At 71.3% G+C, this 16,368-nt stretch carries 13 protein-coding genes and 1 pseudogene; 6 read left to right on the forward strand and 8 right to left on the reverse strand.

The window, feature by feature from the left end:
* Positions 1-3 precede the first annotated feature (3 nt).
* The 3 genes from RIV12_RS11630 to RIV12_RS11640 all read right to left on the reverse strand — a co-directional run bounded on the left by RIV12_RS11630 (position 4) and on the right by RIV12_RS11640 (position 3,537).
* A complete protein-coding gene (locus tag RIV12_RS11630) occupies positions 4-1,296 on the reverse strand; it encodes a sensor histidine kinase (protein WP_309324043.1) in 1,293 nt (430 codons plus the stop codon).
* 133 nt (positions 1,297-1,429) lie between these two features.
* Complete coding sequence (locus RIV12_RS11635) at positions 1,430-2,821, reverse strand: FtsX-like permease family protein (RefSeq protein ID WP_309324045.1); 1,392 nt, start codon at positions 2,819-2,821, stop codon at positions 1,430-1,432.
* On the reverse strand, positions 2,818-3,537 hold the full coding sequence (locus tag RIV12_RS11640; protein ID WP_309324062.1) for an ABC transporter ATP-binding protein: 720 nt from the start codon (positions 3,535-3,537) through the stop codon (positions 2,818-2,820). The genes RIV12_RS11635 and RIV12_RS11640 overlap by 4 nt, the downstream gene beginning before the upstream one ends.
* 547 nt (positions 3,538-4,084) lie before the next feature.
* Here RIV12_RS11640 and RIV12_RS11645 point away from each other — a divergent pair.
* The 4 genes from RIV12_RS11645 (at position 4,085) to RIV12_RS11660 (ending at position 8,702) form a co-directional block, all read left to right on the forward strand.
* On the forward strand, positions 4,085-4,234 hold the full coding sequence (locus tag RIV12_RS11645; RefSeq protein ID WP_172635270.1) for a hypothetical protein: 150 nt from the start codon (positions 4,085-4,087) through the stop codon (positions 4,232-4,234).
* A 5-nt stretch (positions 4,235-4,239) separates the two neighbouring features.
* Positions 4,240-5,859, forward strand: a complete 1,620-nt coding sequence (locus tag RIV12_RS11650; protein ID WP_309324047.1) for a sensor histidine kinase — start codon at positions 4,240-4,242, stop codon at positions 5,857-5,859.
* Positions 5,856-7,427: an SLC13 family permease gene (locus RIV12_RS11655; RefSeq protein WP_309324049.1), complete on the forward strand. Its 1,572-nt coding sequence runs from the start codon at positions 5,856-5,858 to the stop codon at positions 7,425-7,427. Before RIV12_RS11650 ends, RIV12_RS11655 begins: the two co-directional genes overlap by 4 nt.
* A 78-nt stretch (positions 7,428-7,505) precedes the next feature.
* A complete protein-coding gene (locus RIV12_RS11660; RefSeq protein WP_309324051.1) occupies positions 7,506-8,702 on the forward strand; it encodes a glycerate kinase family protein in 1,197 nt (398 codons plus the stop codon).
* Positions 8,703-8,987: 285 nt separating this feature from the next.
* Here the strand turns inward: RIV12_RS11660 and RIV12_RS11665 are convergent, their stop codons facing one another.
* The 3 genes from RIV12_RS11665 to RIV12_RS11675 all read right to left on the reverse strand — a co-directional run bounded on the left by RIV12_RS11665 (position 8,988) and on the right by RIV12_RS11675 (position 11,954).
* A complete protein-coding gene (locus RIV12_RS11665) occupies positions 8,988-9,851 on the reverse strand; it encodes a MetQ/NlpA family ABC transporter substrate-binding protein (protein WP_075417466.1) in 864 nt (287 codons plus the stop codon).
* Positions 9,852-9,978: 127 nt separating this feature from the next.
* Complete coding sequence (locus tag RIV12_RS11670) at positions 9,979-10,695, reverse strand: methionine ABC transporter permease (RefSeq protein ID WP_309324053.1); 717 nt, start codon at positions 10,693-10,695, stop codon at positions 9,979-9,981.
* Complete coding sequence (locus RIV12_RS11675; RefSeq protein WP_309324054.1) at positions 10,692-11,954, reverse strand: methionine ABC transporter ATP-binding protein; 1,263 nt, start codon at positions 11,952-11,954, stop codon at positions 10,692-10,694. Before RIV12_RS11675 ends, RIV12_RS11670 begins: the two co-directional genes overlap by 4 nt.
* Positions 11,955-12,171: 217 nt before the next feature.
* Here RIV12_RS11675 and RIV12_RS11680 point away from each other — a divergent pair, with 217 nt between their 5' ends.
* A complete protein-coding gene (locus RIV12_RS11680) occupies positions 12,172-13,167 on the forward strand; it encodes an alpha/beta hydrolase (RefSeq protein WP_309324056.1) in 996 nt (331 codons plus the stop codon).
* Between the two features lie 25 nt (positions 13,168-13,192).
* On the opposite strand, the gene RIV12_RS11685 is transcribed toward RIV12_RS11680, so the two are convergent.
* Together RIV12_RS11685 and pheA are read right to left on the reverse strand one after the other, a co-directional pair.
* On the reverse strand, positions 13,193-13,750 hold the full coding sequence (locus RIV12_RS11685; RefSeq protein ID WP_309324064.1) for a low molecular weight protein-tyrosine-phosphatase: 558 nt from the start codon (positions 13,748-13,750) through the stop codon (positions 13,193-13,195).
* Between the two features lie 1,034 nt (positions 13,751-14,784).
* Positions 14,785-15,729 (reverse strand): prephenate dehydratase, encoded by a 945-nt coding sequence (gene pheA, locus RIV12_RS11690; RefSeq protein WP_309324058.1) that lies wholly within the window; start codon positions 15,727-15,729, stop codon positions 14,785-14,787.
* Positions 15,730-15,830: 101 nt separating this feature from the next.
* Here pheA and RIV12_RS11695 point away from each other — a divergent pair.
* Positions 15,831-16,368 (forward strand): annotated as a pseudogene (locus tag RIV12_RS11695) (fructosamine kinase family protein); the annotation flags it as partial.

Consider the following 16,368-nt stretch of genomic DNA (forward strand, 5'->3'; position numbering starts at 1 on the left):
GCCTCAGCCCTCACCGCGAGTTCTCGGCACCGTCGCCGTCACCAGCCAGCCGACATCGGACTCGGGCCCCCAGTCCAGCGAGCCTCCCGCCGCCTCAATCCGGTCCCGCAGCCGCAGCAGACCGGTTCCCTCCGCGGAATCGTCACGGTAGCCGTCATCTTCCCCGCCACTGTCACCCGAGGCGCCGTCGTTGCGAACCGTCACCGTCACCGCCGACTCGCCGTGGTCCCAGGACACCCGCGCCTGCGACAGCGCCGGTGCGTGCCGCACCGCGTTGGTGAGCGCCTCCCGGGTGAGCGCGAAGCACAGGTCGGCCTGCCCGGCGTCGTCGGCCCGCCGCCCGGTCTCAGTGAAGACCACCGTAACGCCCAGCGACCGGACCCTGCCGACGACGCTCCTGATCTCATCCCAGGACCGGCACCCTGCGCCGTCCCGATCCGGCGACTCCCCGCCGTTGGCCAGGGCCCTGACCGCCCGGCGCGTCTGCTCCAGACACTCCCGCGCCACCTCGTTGATACCCCCGAGCGCCTCATCGATCTCCGGGTCGGCGCCACCGGCCAGCCCCTCGGACAGGGCGATGATCGTGGTCAGGCCGTGCCCCACGGAGTCGTGCAGCTCGGCGGCGATACCGGCCCGGCTCACCGCGCGATCGCGCTCGGCCCGAAGCGCCCGGAAGCGCTCCCGCTCGGCTTTGGCGTCGGCTTGCGACGCCCGCCAGTTCGCGACGCTGCGCGCCAGCATCGCCGCGATGGCCGTCAGCAGGACGGCGACCACCTGGCTGAGCCACTCCTCCATCAGGATCCCTGGCGGGGCCACCAGGACCGCGCTGGCCGTCGCCATGAGGCAGGCCGCGCCGATCACCGCGAGGTGCTGCCACAGCGGGAGCCGACTCACCGCGCTCCCCAGCGCCACCAGCACCGGGACGAGGAAGAAGTTGTTGAGCCCCAGCGCCGAGGCCGCCACGTACACGGCGCACTCGATCAGGAAGACCGCCAGCGGGTACCTGCGCCGCGCAGTGAGGAGCGCCGTGGACCCAATGGCCGCCACGATGAGAACCGTGAATCCGATTCTGGTCGGGGCGATCCCCGCAACCAGGCCGCCGTCGCCGACGCGGCCGGTCAGCACCGCGCTGCCGATCATGCCGCCCTGGTAGGTGGCGCACAGGATGAGGAGCAGCGTGGACAGGATGCCGGGACCGGCCTGCGCGGGCGCCGGCTGGCGCACCCACTCCCCCAGCGTCCGCCAGGTGGTCCGCATCCTCATGGCCGACGACGAGCTGTGCTCTGCACCGGACACCAGCGTCCCTCCTCTCCGTCGCGACCGTACCCTACGCCCCGAGCTCTGAGCTCCCGGAGCAGTCCGCGGGCCGCGAGCGGCCAACCGCTCGGTCCTCGCGATCTGCTGCCCCCCTCCCTCCTCGGGCCCATCGTCACTCGGCCGCCAGGACGGTGCCGATCGGGGTCCGGGTAGCACCCCGGAGCGGAGCGAGCAGCACCGCGGCCAGGGCCAGGAAGGACAGAACGGCCACCAGCAGCACCGGCCCGACGCCGGGGCGCAGTACCAGCGGCAGCCCCGCCCTGGCGTAGAAAAAGGACTCGCCAATCGTCGTCACCGCCAACGGCACAAGCGAGATCAGCAGGGACGTCCCCACGTACAGCCCCGCCTCGATGACCACCTGCGTGCACATGGTCCTCCTCGTGGCCCCGGCGCAGCGCAGCACCGCGAGCTCGCGCTGCCGAGACCGGGAGGACATGCCGACGACGGCCACGGCCCCCAGCAGCGCCATCGCCCCGAGGATCGCCGCCAGCACCAGCGAGTCCACCTGGTTGAGCGCCACGTCCAGGTGCGCAGCCTCCACCACCGCCTGCCCCGTACCGAGACTGGTCGTAAGCGCCGCGGTGAAGGAGATCGCCAGGGCCAGCAGGCCGATGGCACTTGCCGCGGACGCGCTGCGCCACAGCGCCGAACGGCGCGCAAGGAGCCACGGCCCACCCAGCCGCACCAACGGCGCCGACCACATCCGCAGTAGCCCCGGGATGAGCACGGGCGCCAGCAGCACCACGAGGACCGCGAGCAGGAGGGAGGCCAGGGTCGCCTGGCCGCCACCTGTCGGCCATCCATCGATCTTCCTTCCGGGTGGAGCCAGAAAAGCGACGAGCAGCTGCCCCGCGCATACGAGCATCCACAATCCGGCCACGATTCGCCGCCCCACGCCCATGCGCCGTCGCCCTTCCGACGCGGCGTCACGCACCGCCTCCACAGCGGGCGTCCTCACCGCGGCGCGCGCCGGACCCACGGCCCCCAGGACCGCAATGGCGACCACGACCACCACGGTGAGCAGCAAGGTCATCGGCGTCTCGGCGACCTCGATCCGCCCCATGCGCGCGGCCGCCAGGCGGGTGAGCACCGAGGCGAAGGGCTGGGCCGCCACCATCCCCAGCAGGATCCCGGGCGCGCAGGCCACCAGGCCCAGCACCGCCACGGTGGCGAGGACGGCGGCGAGCACCTGCCGGGGCAGGGCGCCGGCCAGCCGCCACAGGGCCCAGCTCGTGCGCAGTGCCTGCACGCAGGACCGCCCGACGACGGCCACTACCGGAACCGTCACCATCGCCGTATAGAAGGCGACCGAGACACCCGGAACCGTGAGCTCGGCCGGCGCCACGCCCGCCGCCCGCGCCGCGGCGACGACGTCGGGCCGGGTGACGGTCATGCGGTGCACCAGGCAGACGTTGACGAGCCCCGCGGCGAGAGCCAGCACCGCCACCATCCCCGACCAGGCCCGCCACTGTGTAGCCAGGGCGCGCAGCGTGTAGCGGGTCATGCCGCATCTCCCGTCTGATTGACGGCGGCCAGCAGCTCGTCGGGGGTGGCACCGCGGCGGCGGTCGACGATACGGCCATCGCGCATGATGAGTACGCTCTCCGCCAGGGCTGCGGCCCCCAGGTCGTGCGTCACGAGGATGACGGCGGCCCCGTCGTCGGCCAGGCGCCGCAGCTCGGCCAGGACGAAGGCGGCCGAGCGGGTGTCCAGGGCCCCGGTCGGTTCGTCGGCGAAGACGACCGGTGGACGGCGGTAGAGGACCCGCCCCAGGGCGACGCGCTGCTGCTCGCCGCCCGAGAGCGTGGTGGCGACCGCGTCAGCGCGCGACTCCAGTCCCAGCCCGACCAGGACTTCTCGCACCCGTGCCGATTCGGGGCGCCTGCCGGCCAGGGTGTCGGAGATCGTGATGTTCTCCCGCACCGTCAAGTAGGGCACAAGGTTGTAGGCCTGAAAGACGAAGCCCACCCGATCGCGGTAGAGCTCGGCCACCCGCGCCGCCGGGAGCCCGCCGAGGTCACGCCCCATGAGCGAGACACGCCCCGACGTCGCCGGCTCCAGCCCGGCCAGGCACAGCAGCGCCGTCGACTTGCCCGACCCGCTGGGGCCGACCAGCGCCGTCATCCGCCCCGGCATCATGGCGCAGGAGATGCCGTGCAGGATCTCGATCGGTTCCCCGCCAGGGGTCGGGAAGGACTTGCGCAGATCACGCGCCTCCACAGCAGCCGGAATGGCCGGGCCTCCGACGCCGACGACGCCACCCTCCCCAACCGCGCGACCCAAGCCGCCGAGGTCCCCAGCTGTGCGTCCCCGCACCGGTTGAGCCAACCGGCTCGGCCGTGTCCGTTCACGTCGAGCTGCCATACCCCTGCGCCGCCCTCTCCCCTGAGAATCCGCCGTTACCGCTGGACGCCGTCGGACGTCCGCGGTTCAACCTAGGTGGTCACCTCGGCCTCAAGGCCCGCAGACCGCGAACTGTCCACAGATGATGACAACCGGGCCCACTAACGACGCGACGGGGACATTCCACGCGGCCGGGTGCCGCCTGCTCCAGCCGGGGACACCTGGCGCGTACGGGGACCGGAATCCTGTCCCCGACGGCGTCGAACGTCCCCGGCCGCACAAGAATGTCCCCCGACGACGTCGCACGCCCACCCCGCCCACCACTAAGACCTATAAATATTACTGTTTCGCTAAGCTATTCAACATAAGAGAACTCTCACGCTCACCTGTGGTCCCTCTAGGACTGGCTCGTGACAGTTGAAGCATGAACACCTCACGCCGCATCCTCGCCCTGGCTCTGCTCATGCTCGTCCCGGTGGCGCTGGCGCTGGCCGCCGAGTTCATGGCCGTCGTCCCCGGCCCGCCCGCGCAGCCCAGCCCGGTCTACCTGACCTCTGCTGGCCAAGGGAGCTGATGCCGATGACCACCGTCCCCTCGTCTCCTCCCCCACTGGCCGCCGATCCGGTCTCCGGTCCCTCGGTGCCCGCACGGCTGCGCATCGTCGCCTGGATGCTGTTCGTCGTCGCCCTGGGGCTGACCAGCATGATCGTTTCCGTACGCTCCACCCTCATGGCGGACATCTCCCGCTCCGCCAACGCCGACGTCGCCCACGAGGTCAAGGAGCTGCAGAACTTCGCCTCCACCGGCGTCGACCCGCGGACCTCCAAACCCTTCACCTCCACCACCCGCCTCATGGAGGTCTACCGGGACGGCCAGCAGCTCACCGACCGCGAAGCCGTCATCATCTACAACCACGCCACCGGCAAGGCCACCCAGGCCTCCGGCGCCTCCGCCCCGAACCTGGACCTGACCAGCACGGACCCCTTGTTCGTCAAGATGCTGCAGTCGCCGTCTGGCGCCACCTCCTACGGAAGCGGGGAGGTCCGCTGGGCCCGGGTCGAGCTCGAGCCCGACAACCCCTCCCAGCACCTGTCCGTCATCACCATGAGCTTCACCGCCTCCCGCGTGGACCAGCTCAACGCCACGATCTGGCTCATGGTCGGCATCAGCGCGGCCGTCCTGGTCCTCACCGGCGTCGTCGGGCTGCTCGTGGCCCGCCAGATCCTGCGTCCCCTGCACGACCTGCGCACCGCGGCCGCCTCCGTCTCCACCCAGGACCTCAACCGCCGCCTACCCGTCAAGGGGCGCGACGACATCGCCGGCCTGACCGAGGCGTTCAACGGCATGCTGGACCGCCTTCAGGAGGCCTTCGACGGCCAGACCCAGTTCGTCCTGCGCGCCCACCAGGAGATCTCAGGCCCCCTGGCCGTCATGGACGCGCGCCTGGCCAGCCAGCCGGCCACCCGCACCGTCCTCCAGCAGCGAGCCCAGATCGCCGAGCTGCAGCGGGTCCTCGACGACCTCCAGTCCCTCACCCAGGCCGAACGGCGAGACTTCGCCCACCTCACCCCCGACGTCGAGGTCTCCGAGCTGGCCCGCACCCTGCTCGACGACGTCGAGGCCATGGCCCCGGGCCGCTGGAGCTTCGACCTCAGGGCCCGCGGCACGGCCACACTCGACGTCGAGCGCCTGCGTCAGGCCACCGGTCACCTCGCCCGCAACGGGCTGCAGCACGGCGACGGCCCTCTGACCCTCACCGTCGCCCCCGGCACCGACGGCTACGGCCGCAGCGGGCTGGAGATCTCCGTAACCGACGAGGGCCCCGGACTGGCTGACGACGACGTCGACTGGCTCTTCGAGCGCTTCACGCATGGCGAGGCCGACGGCAGGCCACGCGGCAGCGGGCTGGGTCTGGCCATCGTGCGAGCCATCGCCGACGCCCACGACGGCACCGTCTTCGCGGTCTCCGCCTCGGGTCAGGGCGCCACCGTCGGCCTGCGCATCCCGGCCGACAGCTCCTGGCACCTCTCCTCGGACCCCGATCCCGCCTCCGTCGCCTCCCCGGCCACCGCCCCCTCCTCACGCACCTCGGCGGCCACGGCGCCCCGGGTGAGCGACGGTGAGCCGGCGGCCGCCCACGACGACAGCGCCCACGATGACCGCGCGCACGGCGCCTCGGGAGAGGAGGCCGGCTCATGACCACCGCGACTGACGCCGTTGCCTCCTTCGAAACCGATGTACCCACCGTGCGCGAGACCCTGCCGCTCTCCCTGGCCAGGAGCGGCGAACCGGCTCCGGCCCGACGCCTGCCATGGCGGCGCCTCATCTCCGCCGCCCTCGCCGTGTGCCTGTGCGCGGCCGTGGGCGTGGCCGCCTGGCGCGCCGGCGGCGCCGAGGGGAGCCTGACCGTCACCGGCGCACTCACCCTCATCATCTTCATCGCCTCGGTATGGGCCTGGGCCTTCACGAGCGTGGACGACACCTACATCTCCCTGGGGGCCGCCACCGCCCTGGTCCTCACCGGTGCCCTGAGCCCGGACGAGATGTTCGCCAGCCTCGGCGACGACACGATCTGGCTGCTGGTGGCGGCCTTCGTCATCGCCGTCGGGGTGAGCGCCTCGGGTCTGACGGGCCGCCTGGCGGCCTGGCTGGTGACCGGCACCGACCACCCGCGTGTCCTGCTCCACCTGGTGACGGCCGCGATCGTCGCCACCGTCTTCGCGGCCCCCTCCACCTCGGGTCGGGCCGCCCTGCTGCTACCGGTCTACACGGCCCTGGCCGGCGCGCTGCGCACCGGGTCGGGCGACGACGACGCCCTGGTGGCCTCCCGCAAGCGGCTCATCCACGCCCTGTCGATCATCTTCCCCACTGTCATCCTGCTGTCCGCGGTCGGCTCCTTCCTGGGGGCGGGAGCCCACCTGGTGACCTCCCACATCGTGGCCTCGGCCGGTGGGCAGGAGTTCTCCTTCGCCGGCTGGCTGCTGCTGGGCCTGCCCCTGGCAGCCCTGTCCAGCCACCTGTCCACCGAGCTCATCGTGTGGCTGTTCACCCGCAGGGAGGACATGCGCCGTCGGGTGCGCGTCGACATCGCCGACCTCGCGGCGGCCTCCCCGACCCCGGTCACAGGTCCCCTGACCCAGGCCGAGAACCGGGCCGCCCTGCTCGTCGGCACGGTCGTGGTGCTGTGGTGCACCGAGGCCCTGCACGGGATCGACCCGGCCATCGTGGCCCTCATGGGGGTCCTGGTGACCTCGCTGCCCGGTTACGGCTCGGTGGCCCTGCGCAAGGCCCTGGCCAAGGCCCCCTGGTCGCTGCTGGTCTTCATGGCAGCCACCCTCGCCATGGGGGACGCGCTGGTGTCCACCGGCGCCGCGAAGTGGGTGGCGACCTCGGCCTTCAACGCCGTGAGGATTCACTCCCCCTGGCCCTTCATGCTGGTCGTCGTGGTGCTCTCGACGGCATCGCACCTGGTCATCCAGTCGCGTTCGGCCCGCTCGGCCGTCCTCATCCCGATCGTCGTGGCCCTGGCTCCGGCGGTGGGTGTCAGCCCGGCCGCGGCGGCCTTCGCCTCGACCGCCGCCGCGGGCTTCTGCCACACGCTGCCGTCCTCGGCCAAGCCCGTGGCCATGTTCTCCGACATCGAGGGCGTGGAGACCTTCTCCCCCGACGACCTGCGGCGCCTGTCGCTGCTCCTCGGCCCCCTCATGGTGGTCCTGGTCATGGCGTGCAGCGCCTGGCTGTGGCCGCTGCTGGGCCTGAGCTGGTGAGGCCGGGCGGACACCCGCGCCCCGGGCCCGCCCCATCCCCTGAGAACCCCGCACACATTGCAACCCTGGAGGAAAGTCATGCCCACATCCGTTCCCACCCGCATTCTCGTCGCCCCCTCCGGTTTCAAGGAGAGCCTGTCCCCCGAGGGGGTGTGTCAGGCGGTGGCCGCCGGGGTGCGCCGTCTCCTGCCCGGCGCCGTCGTCGTCGAGCTGCCCCTGGTCGACGGCGGAGAGGGCTCGGCGGCCACGATGGCCCGGGCCACCGGCGGCGACCTCGTCACCACCCGCGTCACCGGCCCCGTCGGCGAGCCGGTCGACTCCTACCTGGCCCGACTGGGCGGATCGGCCCAGGGCACCTGGCTGGTGGAGATGGCCGCGGCGGCCGGCCTGCGCCTGGTGCCCGCCGGGATGCGCGACCCCGGCGCCACGACGACCACCGGCGTCGGAGAGCTCATCTCAGTGGCCCTCGATAACGGCGCCCGGCGCATCATCATCGGCTGCGGCGACTCGGGGACCTGCGACGGCGGGGCCGGCGCGCTCGTCGCCCTGGGCGCCCGGCTTCTGGACGCAGGCGGCGATGAGATCGACCCGATCGGCTCGAACCTGGCCCGGATCCAGCGGATCGAGACCTCCGGCATGGACCCCCGCCTGCGCGACGTCGAGGTCCTCGTGGCCGGCAACATGCACAACCTCCTCACCGGCGAGCGCGGCGTGGCCCGCGTATTCGGGCCGCAGAAGGGGGCGACCCCCGAGCAGGTGGAGGCCCTCGAGGCGGGCCTGGTCCACTGGGCCGGTCTCCTCACCGAGGCCTTCCCCGCCCAGGCGGCCCACCGCGACCTGCTCACCGGCCCCGGGACCGGCGCCTCGGGCGGCCTGGGAGCCGGGCTCGCCGCGGGGCTGGGGGCCAGACTGTGCTCGCGCTTCGACGTCCTCATGGATGCCGACTTGTGCGGCGTCGACCTCGATACCCAGATCGCCCGAGCCGACCTGGTCATCACCGCCGAGGGCGCCGTCGACTTCCAGACACCGCGCGGCAAGATTCCCGCCGAGGTGGGACGGCGGGCCAAGCTGGCCGGCAAACCGGTCATCGCGCTGGCCGGCTCCATCGGCCAGGGCTCCGACGCCGTCCACGCCGCCGGGATCGACGCCGTCATGGGCATCATCCCGGTCCCCATGGACCTGACCGAGGCCGTCTCCCACGCCGACGAGCTCGTCACCGACGCCACCGAGCGGGCGCTGCGCCTCATCCTCCTGGGCGCCGCCATCGCCGCCTGAGCCATCCGCACCGACGGGGACATTCTGCGCGGCCGGGTGCGTCTTCTTCTGGCCGGGGGCATCCCACACGTTCGGGGACAGGATTCCTGTCCCCGACGGCGTCGAAGGTCCCCGCCCGCAAAGAAATGTCCCCGGCCGAACGGACATGCCCCCGAACGCGCAGAGCGCACCCGACCACGTCGAAGGCCCCGGCCGTGACAGGACGAGGGCCGGTCGCAGTCGGCCTCTCGACCAACCACAACCGGCCCCGCGCACGGACCTGTGGCAGGCCCGCAGCCTTCGGCGTCAGAACGCCGCGACAACCGCCCCGTCGGGCCAGGTCTTGTTGATGTAGTCACGCAGCTTTTCGTCGTTGAGGAGCTTGGCGAGCTTCTTGAGGTGCTCGTTGTCCTTGTCGTCCTTGCGCACGACGAGCTGGTTGGGGTACTCGGAGTCCTTGCCGCCCTTCTCCAGGACGAGCGCGTCCTTCTTGGGGTTCAGCCCGGCGTCGATGGCGTAGTTGCCGTTGATGACCGCGGCCTCGGCGTCCGGCATCGACTTGTAGACCTGGGCACCGTCGACCGTGGTGAACTTCAGCTTCTTGGGGTTGGAGGTCACGTCGGTGTCGCTGGGCAGCTCGGCGGACTTGTCCAGCTCGATGAGCCCGGCCTGGGCCAGGAGCTTGAGCCCACGCGCCGTGTTGGCCGGGTCGTTGTTGAGGACGATCGTGCCGCCCTCCTTGATGTCCTTGACGTCCTTGTATCCCTTGGAGGTGTAGATGCCCATGGGCTCGATGTGGACGTCGGCGATGGAGACGAAGTCGTAGCCCTTCTCCTTGTTCTGCTGAGCCAGGAAGTTGGGGGTCTGGTAGAAGTTGGCGGCCAGCGAGCCGTCCTCCAACGAGGAGTTGGGCGTCTGGTAGTCGTTGATCTCCTTGATGTCCAGCTTGATGCCGGATCCCTTGGTTAGGTTGTCCTGGACCCACTTGAGGATCTCGACGTGGGGCTTGGGGGTGGCACCGATGGTGATCGTGGCGGTGTCGCCGTCGACCTTGATGCCCTGGACGTCGCCGCCCTTACCGGACTTGGAGCCGCAGGCGGCCAGGGTGAGGGCCGCGGCGGTAGCCAGGCCACCGGCGATGACGGTGCGGCGGGAGATGGAGGAGGACATGGTGGTTCCTTTCGCGGGGCCGGGCGGCCCCAGTGACGGGAGGAGGAAAGGCTTGACAGTGCTGGGGCCGACGACGCGGCCGACCGGTTCCAGGCGGCTGCGCGCGCATACCCGGCTGGTGATCGCCTCAGCGGTGGTTCACCAGCCGGCTGAGCATGTCGCCGACGAGCTGGATGATGCCGACGATGATGACGATGACGACCACGGTGATGACCATGACGTCCACCTGGTTGCGCTGGTACCCGTACTGGATGGCGAGGTCGCCCACGCCGCCGCCGCCGACGGCGCCGGCCATGGCGGAGTAGCCCAGGAGGGTGATGATGGTGACGGTGGCCGACTGGATGAGGATCGGCAGGGCCTCGCGCACGAGGACGCCCCAGGTGATCTGCCGTCCGGAGGCGCCCATCATGAGGGCAGCCTCGACCTTGCCGTGGTCGACGTCGTTGATGGCCGTCTCCACCAGGCGCGCGTAGAAGGGGATCGCGCCGATGGTCAGCGGGACGCAGGCCGCCTGCCACCCCAGGGAGGTGCCCACGAGTATCCGGGTGATCGGGATGAGGGCCACCATGAGGATGATGAAGGGCATGGAGCGCCCGATGTTGACGATCTGCGAGAGCACCCAGTACAGGGGCGGGTTGCGGAACTGGCCCCGCTTGCCGGTGGAGACCAGGGCGAGCCCCAGCAGAAGCCCGAGGACGACCGTCACGGCCCCGGAGACGAAGGTCATCGACAGGGTCTCAACGAGGGCGTAGCCGAGCTTGTTCTGGATGGCCGGGTTGTCGAACCAGGTGCGGCTGCTCGGCAGGGCGGCGGCGTGGCTCAGCGGAAGGAGAATCGAGTTCATGAGCGGACCTCCGCAGCAATACCGGCCTGACGCAGGGTGCTCACGGCCTGTTCGGTGTCGGGCGCGGGGACGGTGACGGCCAGGCGCCCGATCTGGGCCTGCCCGATCGTCTCGAAGACGCCGGCGGCGATGTCCCCGCCGAGCTCGGCCACCATGGACATGAGGGCGACGGCGGCCGGCTGGCCCGGGTGGGCGGTGATGGAGACGTCGATGACGCTCTCCCCGTGGGCGACGGCGGCCTCTGGCACCTTCGGGAAGGGCACGATCTCGCGTGAGAGCCGGGAGTCGACGTCGAGCACGATGTCCTCCAGGCGACCGCTCTCGACGATCTTGCCGGCCTCGAGCAGGCTGACGGAGTCGCAGACCTGGCGGACCACGCTCATCTCGTGGGTGATGATGATGACGGTCAGGCCCAGGGTGTCGCGGACGTTCTTGATGAGGTCGAGGATGGAGCGGGTGGTCTCCGGGTCCAGGGCGGAGGTGGGCTCGTCACACAGGAGTACGGCCGGGTCGTCGGCCAGCGCCCGGGCGATGCCGACGCGCTGCTTCTGACCGCCGGAGAGCTGGGAGGGGTAGGAGGCGCCGCGGTCGGCCAGGCCCACGAGGTCGAGCATGCGCTCCACGATCGGGCGGCGCTGTCCGCCCGGCACGCCCGCGAGCGCCAGCGGGTAGGCGATGTTCTGCGCCGTGGTGCGCTGGTCGAGGAGGTTGGCGTGCTGGAAGACCATGCCGATGCGGCGTCGGGCCTCGCGCAGCTGACCGGCCGACAGAGCGGTCATGTCCTGGCCGTCGACACTCACCTGGCCGCTGGTGGGGCGCTCCAGGGAGGTCAGGCAGCGCACGAGCGTGGACTTGCCGGCACCGGAGGTGCCGACGATGCCGTGGATGGAGCCGGCGGCGACGTCGAGGCTGAGCCCGTCCAGGGCCCGCACCTCCTTGCCGCTGCGCAGACGGTAGACCTTGTGGACGTCGCGCAGGGAGATCATGGGGGCGTCGGAGGAGCCGTCCGCCTCGGTGTCAGTGCTTCCGACCTCAGCGCCCTCAGGCTCGGTGTCCCGAAGCTCGGCGCTCACGCCCTCCCTGTACTCGACGCGCTGGGAGTCAGAGGAGTCACTCTCCTCATGCCGGCCGGGGTCGGCGGTCGACTGTTCGCTTGTGCTCACGTATTCCTCCATCGTTCCTGGCGGAAGCACCCGCACCATGAAGGGGGTTGCTGCAATGTCGTCGAGCCAGGTCTCTCGGTTGCTCTGGATGGCCACGAATAACTTACGCAGCGCCGCCTTCGCGATGCAAGCGAGGCCGCCGCCAAGGGACCGAGGTCACGCCCGCACCCGGTGGCCGGGCCCGCGGCCCATCCGCCCCTCCCCGCCTCTCGGACCGGCCATCACCGGTGTTTCGGCAACGTCCTGGCTATTCCCAGGTCGTGTGTCGGCGGCGCTACTCGCACCGCACGGGGCGACGTGTTTGGATCTGCTCATGAGTGCGACCGCAGAGCCGACCACCCCCGACATCCTGGGCGAGCCGTGGGTGGCTCGCCGTATCCCGGTGACCGAGTCGCCCACGAAGGCGCCCGGCGCCGACCACGCCGTGCTCGTCTTCCAGCGCGAGGCGGCCGGTCGGGCCAGCCGGCCACGGCACTCGCGCGCGGTCCTCTACCTGCACGGCCGCAGCGACTACTTCTTCCAGACCCACCTGGCGCAGGCCTACCTCGACGCCGGTTTCGAGTTCTACGCGCTGGACCTGCGGGCCTGCGGGCGGGCCGGCGTCGGGCACGCCTCCCCGCACGACGTGCGCGACCTGCGCGTCCATGACGAGGAGATCTCCGAGGCCCTGCGCATCATCCGCTCCGAGCACGGGCACGACGTCGTCGTCCTCAACGGACACTCGACCGGTGGACTGCAGGCGGTCATCTGGGCGGCCGACCACCCCGGGACCGTGGACGCGCTCGTCCTCAACTCCCCGTGGCTGGATCTCCCCGGATCGGCGCTGGTGCGCTCCTACGGCTCGGCCTTCGTGGACCTCCTCTCGCGGCGGGACCCCGAGCGCGTCATCAGTGAGCCGGGCCGCAGCGATGAGGACAACTACGTGGCGGCCCTGCACCGGCGCTGGCGCGGCGAGTGGGACTGGGACCTGGCGCTCAAGCCGGCTCCGTCCTTCCCGGTGCGGGCCGGGTTCCTGGCGGGAATCCGGCGTCTGCAGCGCGAGGTCCACCACGGGCTGGGGATCCGGGTGCCGATCCTCGTGTGCTGCTCAACGGTCAGCAACGGCGTCAAGGCGAGCCTGGAGGAGGCGCAGCGCTCCGACGTGGTCCTCGACGTGGAGCAGATCATCGACCGCTCCCAGTACCTGGGCGATGACGTGACCGTCCGCCAGATTCCCGAGGGCGTCCACGACCTGGCCCTGTCCGGGCCGCTGGCGCGCGCCGAGTACCTTCAGGCCGTCATGCGCTGGTTGGACAACCGCCTGCACTGAGTCGCTGAGCCTCAGTCTCGGCGCCCTAGTCGCGGAGTGCGGTGAGCTGCTCGGCGAGCTCGTCACTGACCCGTTCGACGACCTCGAGGGTGTCGACGAAGTCGGCCATGGTGCCGTACCAGGGGTCGGGCACGTTGAGGACGCTGCGGGAGGAGCCGCCTGCGATGACGGCCTCGGCCTGCTGCGCGGAGGCCGGGTCGAGTTCGCGGTACATGCGGATGCGGGCGGGCTCGGCCCCCAGGTCCGCGGCGCGGCGCTGGAGGACGTTCCAGTGGGAGTCGGTCATGGCCAGCAGGAGGTCGGCCTCGGCGATCTCGGCGTCGGTGATGCGGTGGGCGGTGTGGGTGCCGATGGCGATACCTGTGGCGCGTGAGACGTCGTCGGCGCCGGTGCCGTAGCCGGCCTCGGTCAGGACGCGGCGGGCCCGGGAGTCGATGGGGTTGCCGCGCTCCTCGTCGGAAACGCCGGCGGAGGTGACGGCCACGCCGCCCGGCCCGGAGTCGGGGATGCCGGCGGCGGCGAGGCGGTCGCGCAGGACGATCTCGGCCATGGCGGAGCGGCAGATATTGCCGGTGCACACCATGATGACGCGGTAGGGGCCGGCGCCACGGGGGTCGGGTAGTGGGACGGCTGAAGAGGTGGAAGCTGCGGAGGTTGTCTCGGTGCTGGCGTCGGAGGAGCTCACGCCCCTGAGCCTTGCGCACGCTGCGGTCGCCTGTCCACTGATGCCCCCTTACAGCCGGGGACATTCCGCGCGTACGGAGACCTCTAGTCTCGAACGGGGACATCGTGCGCGTGCGGGGACGGGATTCCAGTCCCCGACGGCGTCGAACGCCCCCGCTCGGAACGACACGCACCCGGCCGCGCAGAATGTCCCCCGCCGGCAACGAGGGCAGGAACGGTGCCGGAGCGGGCGGCACTAGGTGAAGCGTCCGCGTGTTCATACCTTAGTGCGCGCGTTCGTACCCTTAACCCCTTGTGTTGTCTCATGACTTCTGAGAGTTTCGGATGCCATGACATCTGAGACCCTGGTTGGGTGGGTTACCCGGGGCCTTCGTGCAGTACGCCCAATCCCTGGCCAGTACCTCCCCACCCGCGTGAAGTAGGTCGACTCGGGGCGGGAGTCGGCCGGAACCAACGTTGAACCATGACCTCCGGGCCCCTGCGTGGGAGCTGGAAGAGCCGGGCAGGGAAAGGCGCGTCCGGCCCCGGGGTGAGGGCTCCCGGTCCCGCCGCCTAGACCCCGCGGAGTCGACCAGGCCCGCCACTCAGTGTCCACAGCGCTGACATCAACGATCCCGACGTCAATGCGCCCAGCGAGGATCGTTGGAATACTGCGATTTGCCTTCCGGGTACGGGGTCGATGCGGAGTTGATGTCAGCGCCATGGACACCAACGCCCCTCCAGATCTCCTCCCTCGACCCACCATCCACCCCAAGACCACCAACCCGCCAGAGCTAGCGTCTCAGAAGCCACGACACTCACACGTCTCAGAAGTCATGAGACAACACAGCACCCTTTACCCCTCGAACCCGCGGCCCAAGGTACGACCGCGACATCGGCAAGAGGCCACCGCAACCAGGCGACTGCGCAGCCGGGCGGCTGCGCGGGCCTCGGCTACAGGGCGCGGCCGTCGAGGACGTCGGCGACCCAGGAGCGGGCCACGACGAAGTCCTTGTCGCTGGTGCCGGCCAGGACCGCCGTCGGGCGGGCGTCCAGCCGCGGGTAGGAGCCCAGGAAGCGCACCACCGGGCAGGTGCGGTGCAGCCCGATGAGGGCGGCCTGGACCCGTTCCTCGCGCACGTGCCCCTCGACGTCGATGGAGAAGCGGTAGCGTCCCAGGGAGTCGCCCACGGGTCGGGACTCGATGCGTGAGAGGTTGACGCCGCGGGCGCTGAACTGCTCGAGCATGTCCAGCAGTGCGCCGGAGCGGTCGTGCGGGAGGTGGACGAGCAGGGTGGTCTTGTCGGCGCCGGTGGGCTCACCCACGCGGCCGGGTCGGGTCACCTTGACGAAGCGGGTGACGGCGTCGGGGTTGTCCGCCACGCCCCCGGCGATGACCTCCAGCCCGTACTCCTTGGCGGCCAGCGGGTTGCACAGGACGGCCTGGAATCCGGTGTCCCCGTCGGAGGCGGCCAGCGCGCGGGCGGGCGCCGAGGTGGAGGTTCCGGCCACGTAGACGGCCTCGGGGAGGTTCTGGTGGACCCAGCCGCGGCACTGGGCCCAGGCGTGCGGGTGGGTGGAGATGGCGCGCACGTCCTCCAGGCGGGTGCCGGGGCGGCCGGCCAGGACGAAGGTGATCGGCACGGCCATCTCGGCGGCGATGACCAGGGGCGTGGAGGCCACGAGGTTGTCCAAAGTGGCGTTGACCCCGCCCTCGACGGAGTTCTCAATGGGCACGACGGCGGCCTCCACCGTGCGCTCGCGCAGGTGGTCCAGGGCGGTGGGCACGTCCGGGCAGGGGTCGAGCTCGACGTCGACGGGGGCGACCTGGCGCAGCGCCATCTCGGTGAAGGTGCCGGCCGGACCGAGGAAGGACCAGAGCGGAGCGGGAGCAGTCATGGGCACAGGGTAGCCAGTCCGGGCCGCCGGGCCGGCGGCGGGTTGCTCCGTGGAACACGGGAGCCCTCCCGCGGCGGCGGCAGGCCTGGCAGGCTGAAGCCATGAGTGTCTTCCGCAAGCACGACGACGGCCCGGTCTCCACCGCCCTGGAGGCCCAGGGCCTGACCTGGCTCGCCGAGGCGATGGCCGACGGCGGGGCGCACGTGGTGCCGGTGACCAGCGGTCCGGGCTGGCTGGAGGAGCCGCGGCTGACGACGACCAGCGTGACGCCGGCCGGGGCGGAGGCCTTCGGCCGGGCACTGGCCGTCACCCACGCGGCGGGTGCCCCGGCTTTCGGGGCGGCGCCTCCCGGGTGGGACGGCCGGGCGCAGATGGGCCGCTCGGACATCCGGCTGCGGCCGCACGCCGCGGAGGAGGGCGAACCGCGCCGCTGGGGCGAGTTCTACGCCGAGGACCGGATCCTGCCCTACCTGCAGCCCAGTCGGGACAACGGTTCGATCAGCGTGGGCGGGGCCCGTATCGTCGAGCGGCTGTGTGAGCGGCTGCGCGACGGTGACTTCGACACCGACCAGCCGGCCCTGGTGCGCGCCGGTGCCCGCGAGCGCGGCGCGCGGGTCGCGGTGGCCCGCACGCACGGGG

Origin of the sequence: Actinomyces stomatis (genome assembly GCF_031292835.1) — a bacterium.
GTDB classification, from domain to species: Bacteria; Actinomycetota; Actinomycetes; order Actinomycetales; family Actinomycetaceae; genus Actinomyces; species Actinomyces stomatis.

What these genes read in the sequence shown, in the direction of transcription:
- RIV12_RS11680 (WP_309324056.1), top strand. Translation starts at nt 12,172, where the DNA reads ATGAGTGCGACCGCAGAGCCGACCACCCCCGACATCCTGGGCGAGCCG.
- RIV12_RS11660 (WP_309324051.1), top strand. Translation starts at nt 7,506, where the DNA reads ATGCCCACATCCGTTCCCACCCGCATTCTCGTCGCCCCCTCCGGTTTC.
- RIV12_RS11645 (WP_172635270.1), top strand. Translation starts at nt 4,085, where the DNA reads ATGAACACCTCACGCCGCATCCTCGCCCTGGCTCTGCTCATGCTCGTC.
- RIV12_RS11685 (WP_309324064.1), bottom strand. Translation starts at nt 13,750, where the DNA reads ATGGTGTGCACCGGCAATATCTGCCGCTCCGCCATGGCCGAGATCGTC.
- RIV12_RS11635 (WP_309324045.1), bottom strand. Translation starts at nt 2,821, where the DNA reads ATGACCCGCTACACGCTGCGCGCCCTGGCTACACAGTGGCGGGCCTGG.
- RIV12_RS11650 (WP_309324047.1), top strand. Translation starts at nt 4,240, where the DNA reads ATGACCACCGTCCCCTCGTCTCCTCCCCCACTGGCCGCCGATCCGGTC.
- RIV12_RS11670 (WP_309324053.1), bottom strand. Translation starts at nt 10,695, where the DNA reads ATGAACTCGATTCTCCTTCCGCTGAGCCACGCCGCCGCCCTGCCGAGC.
- pheA (WP_309324058.1), bottom strand. Translation starts at nt 15,729, where the DNA reads ATGACTGCTCCCGCTCCGCTCTGGTCCTTCCTCGGTCCGGCCGGCACC.
- RIV12_RS11665 (WP_075417466.1), bottom strand. Translation starts at nt 9,851, where the DNA reads ATGTCCTCCTCCATCTCCCGCCGCACCGTCATCGCCGGTGGCCTGGCT.
- RIV12_RS11655 (WP_309324049.1), top strand. Translation starts at nt 5,856, where the DNA reads ATGACCACCGCGACTGACGCCGTTGCCTCCTTCGAAACCGATGTACCC.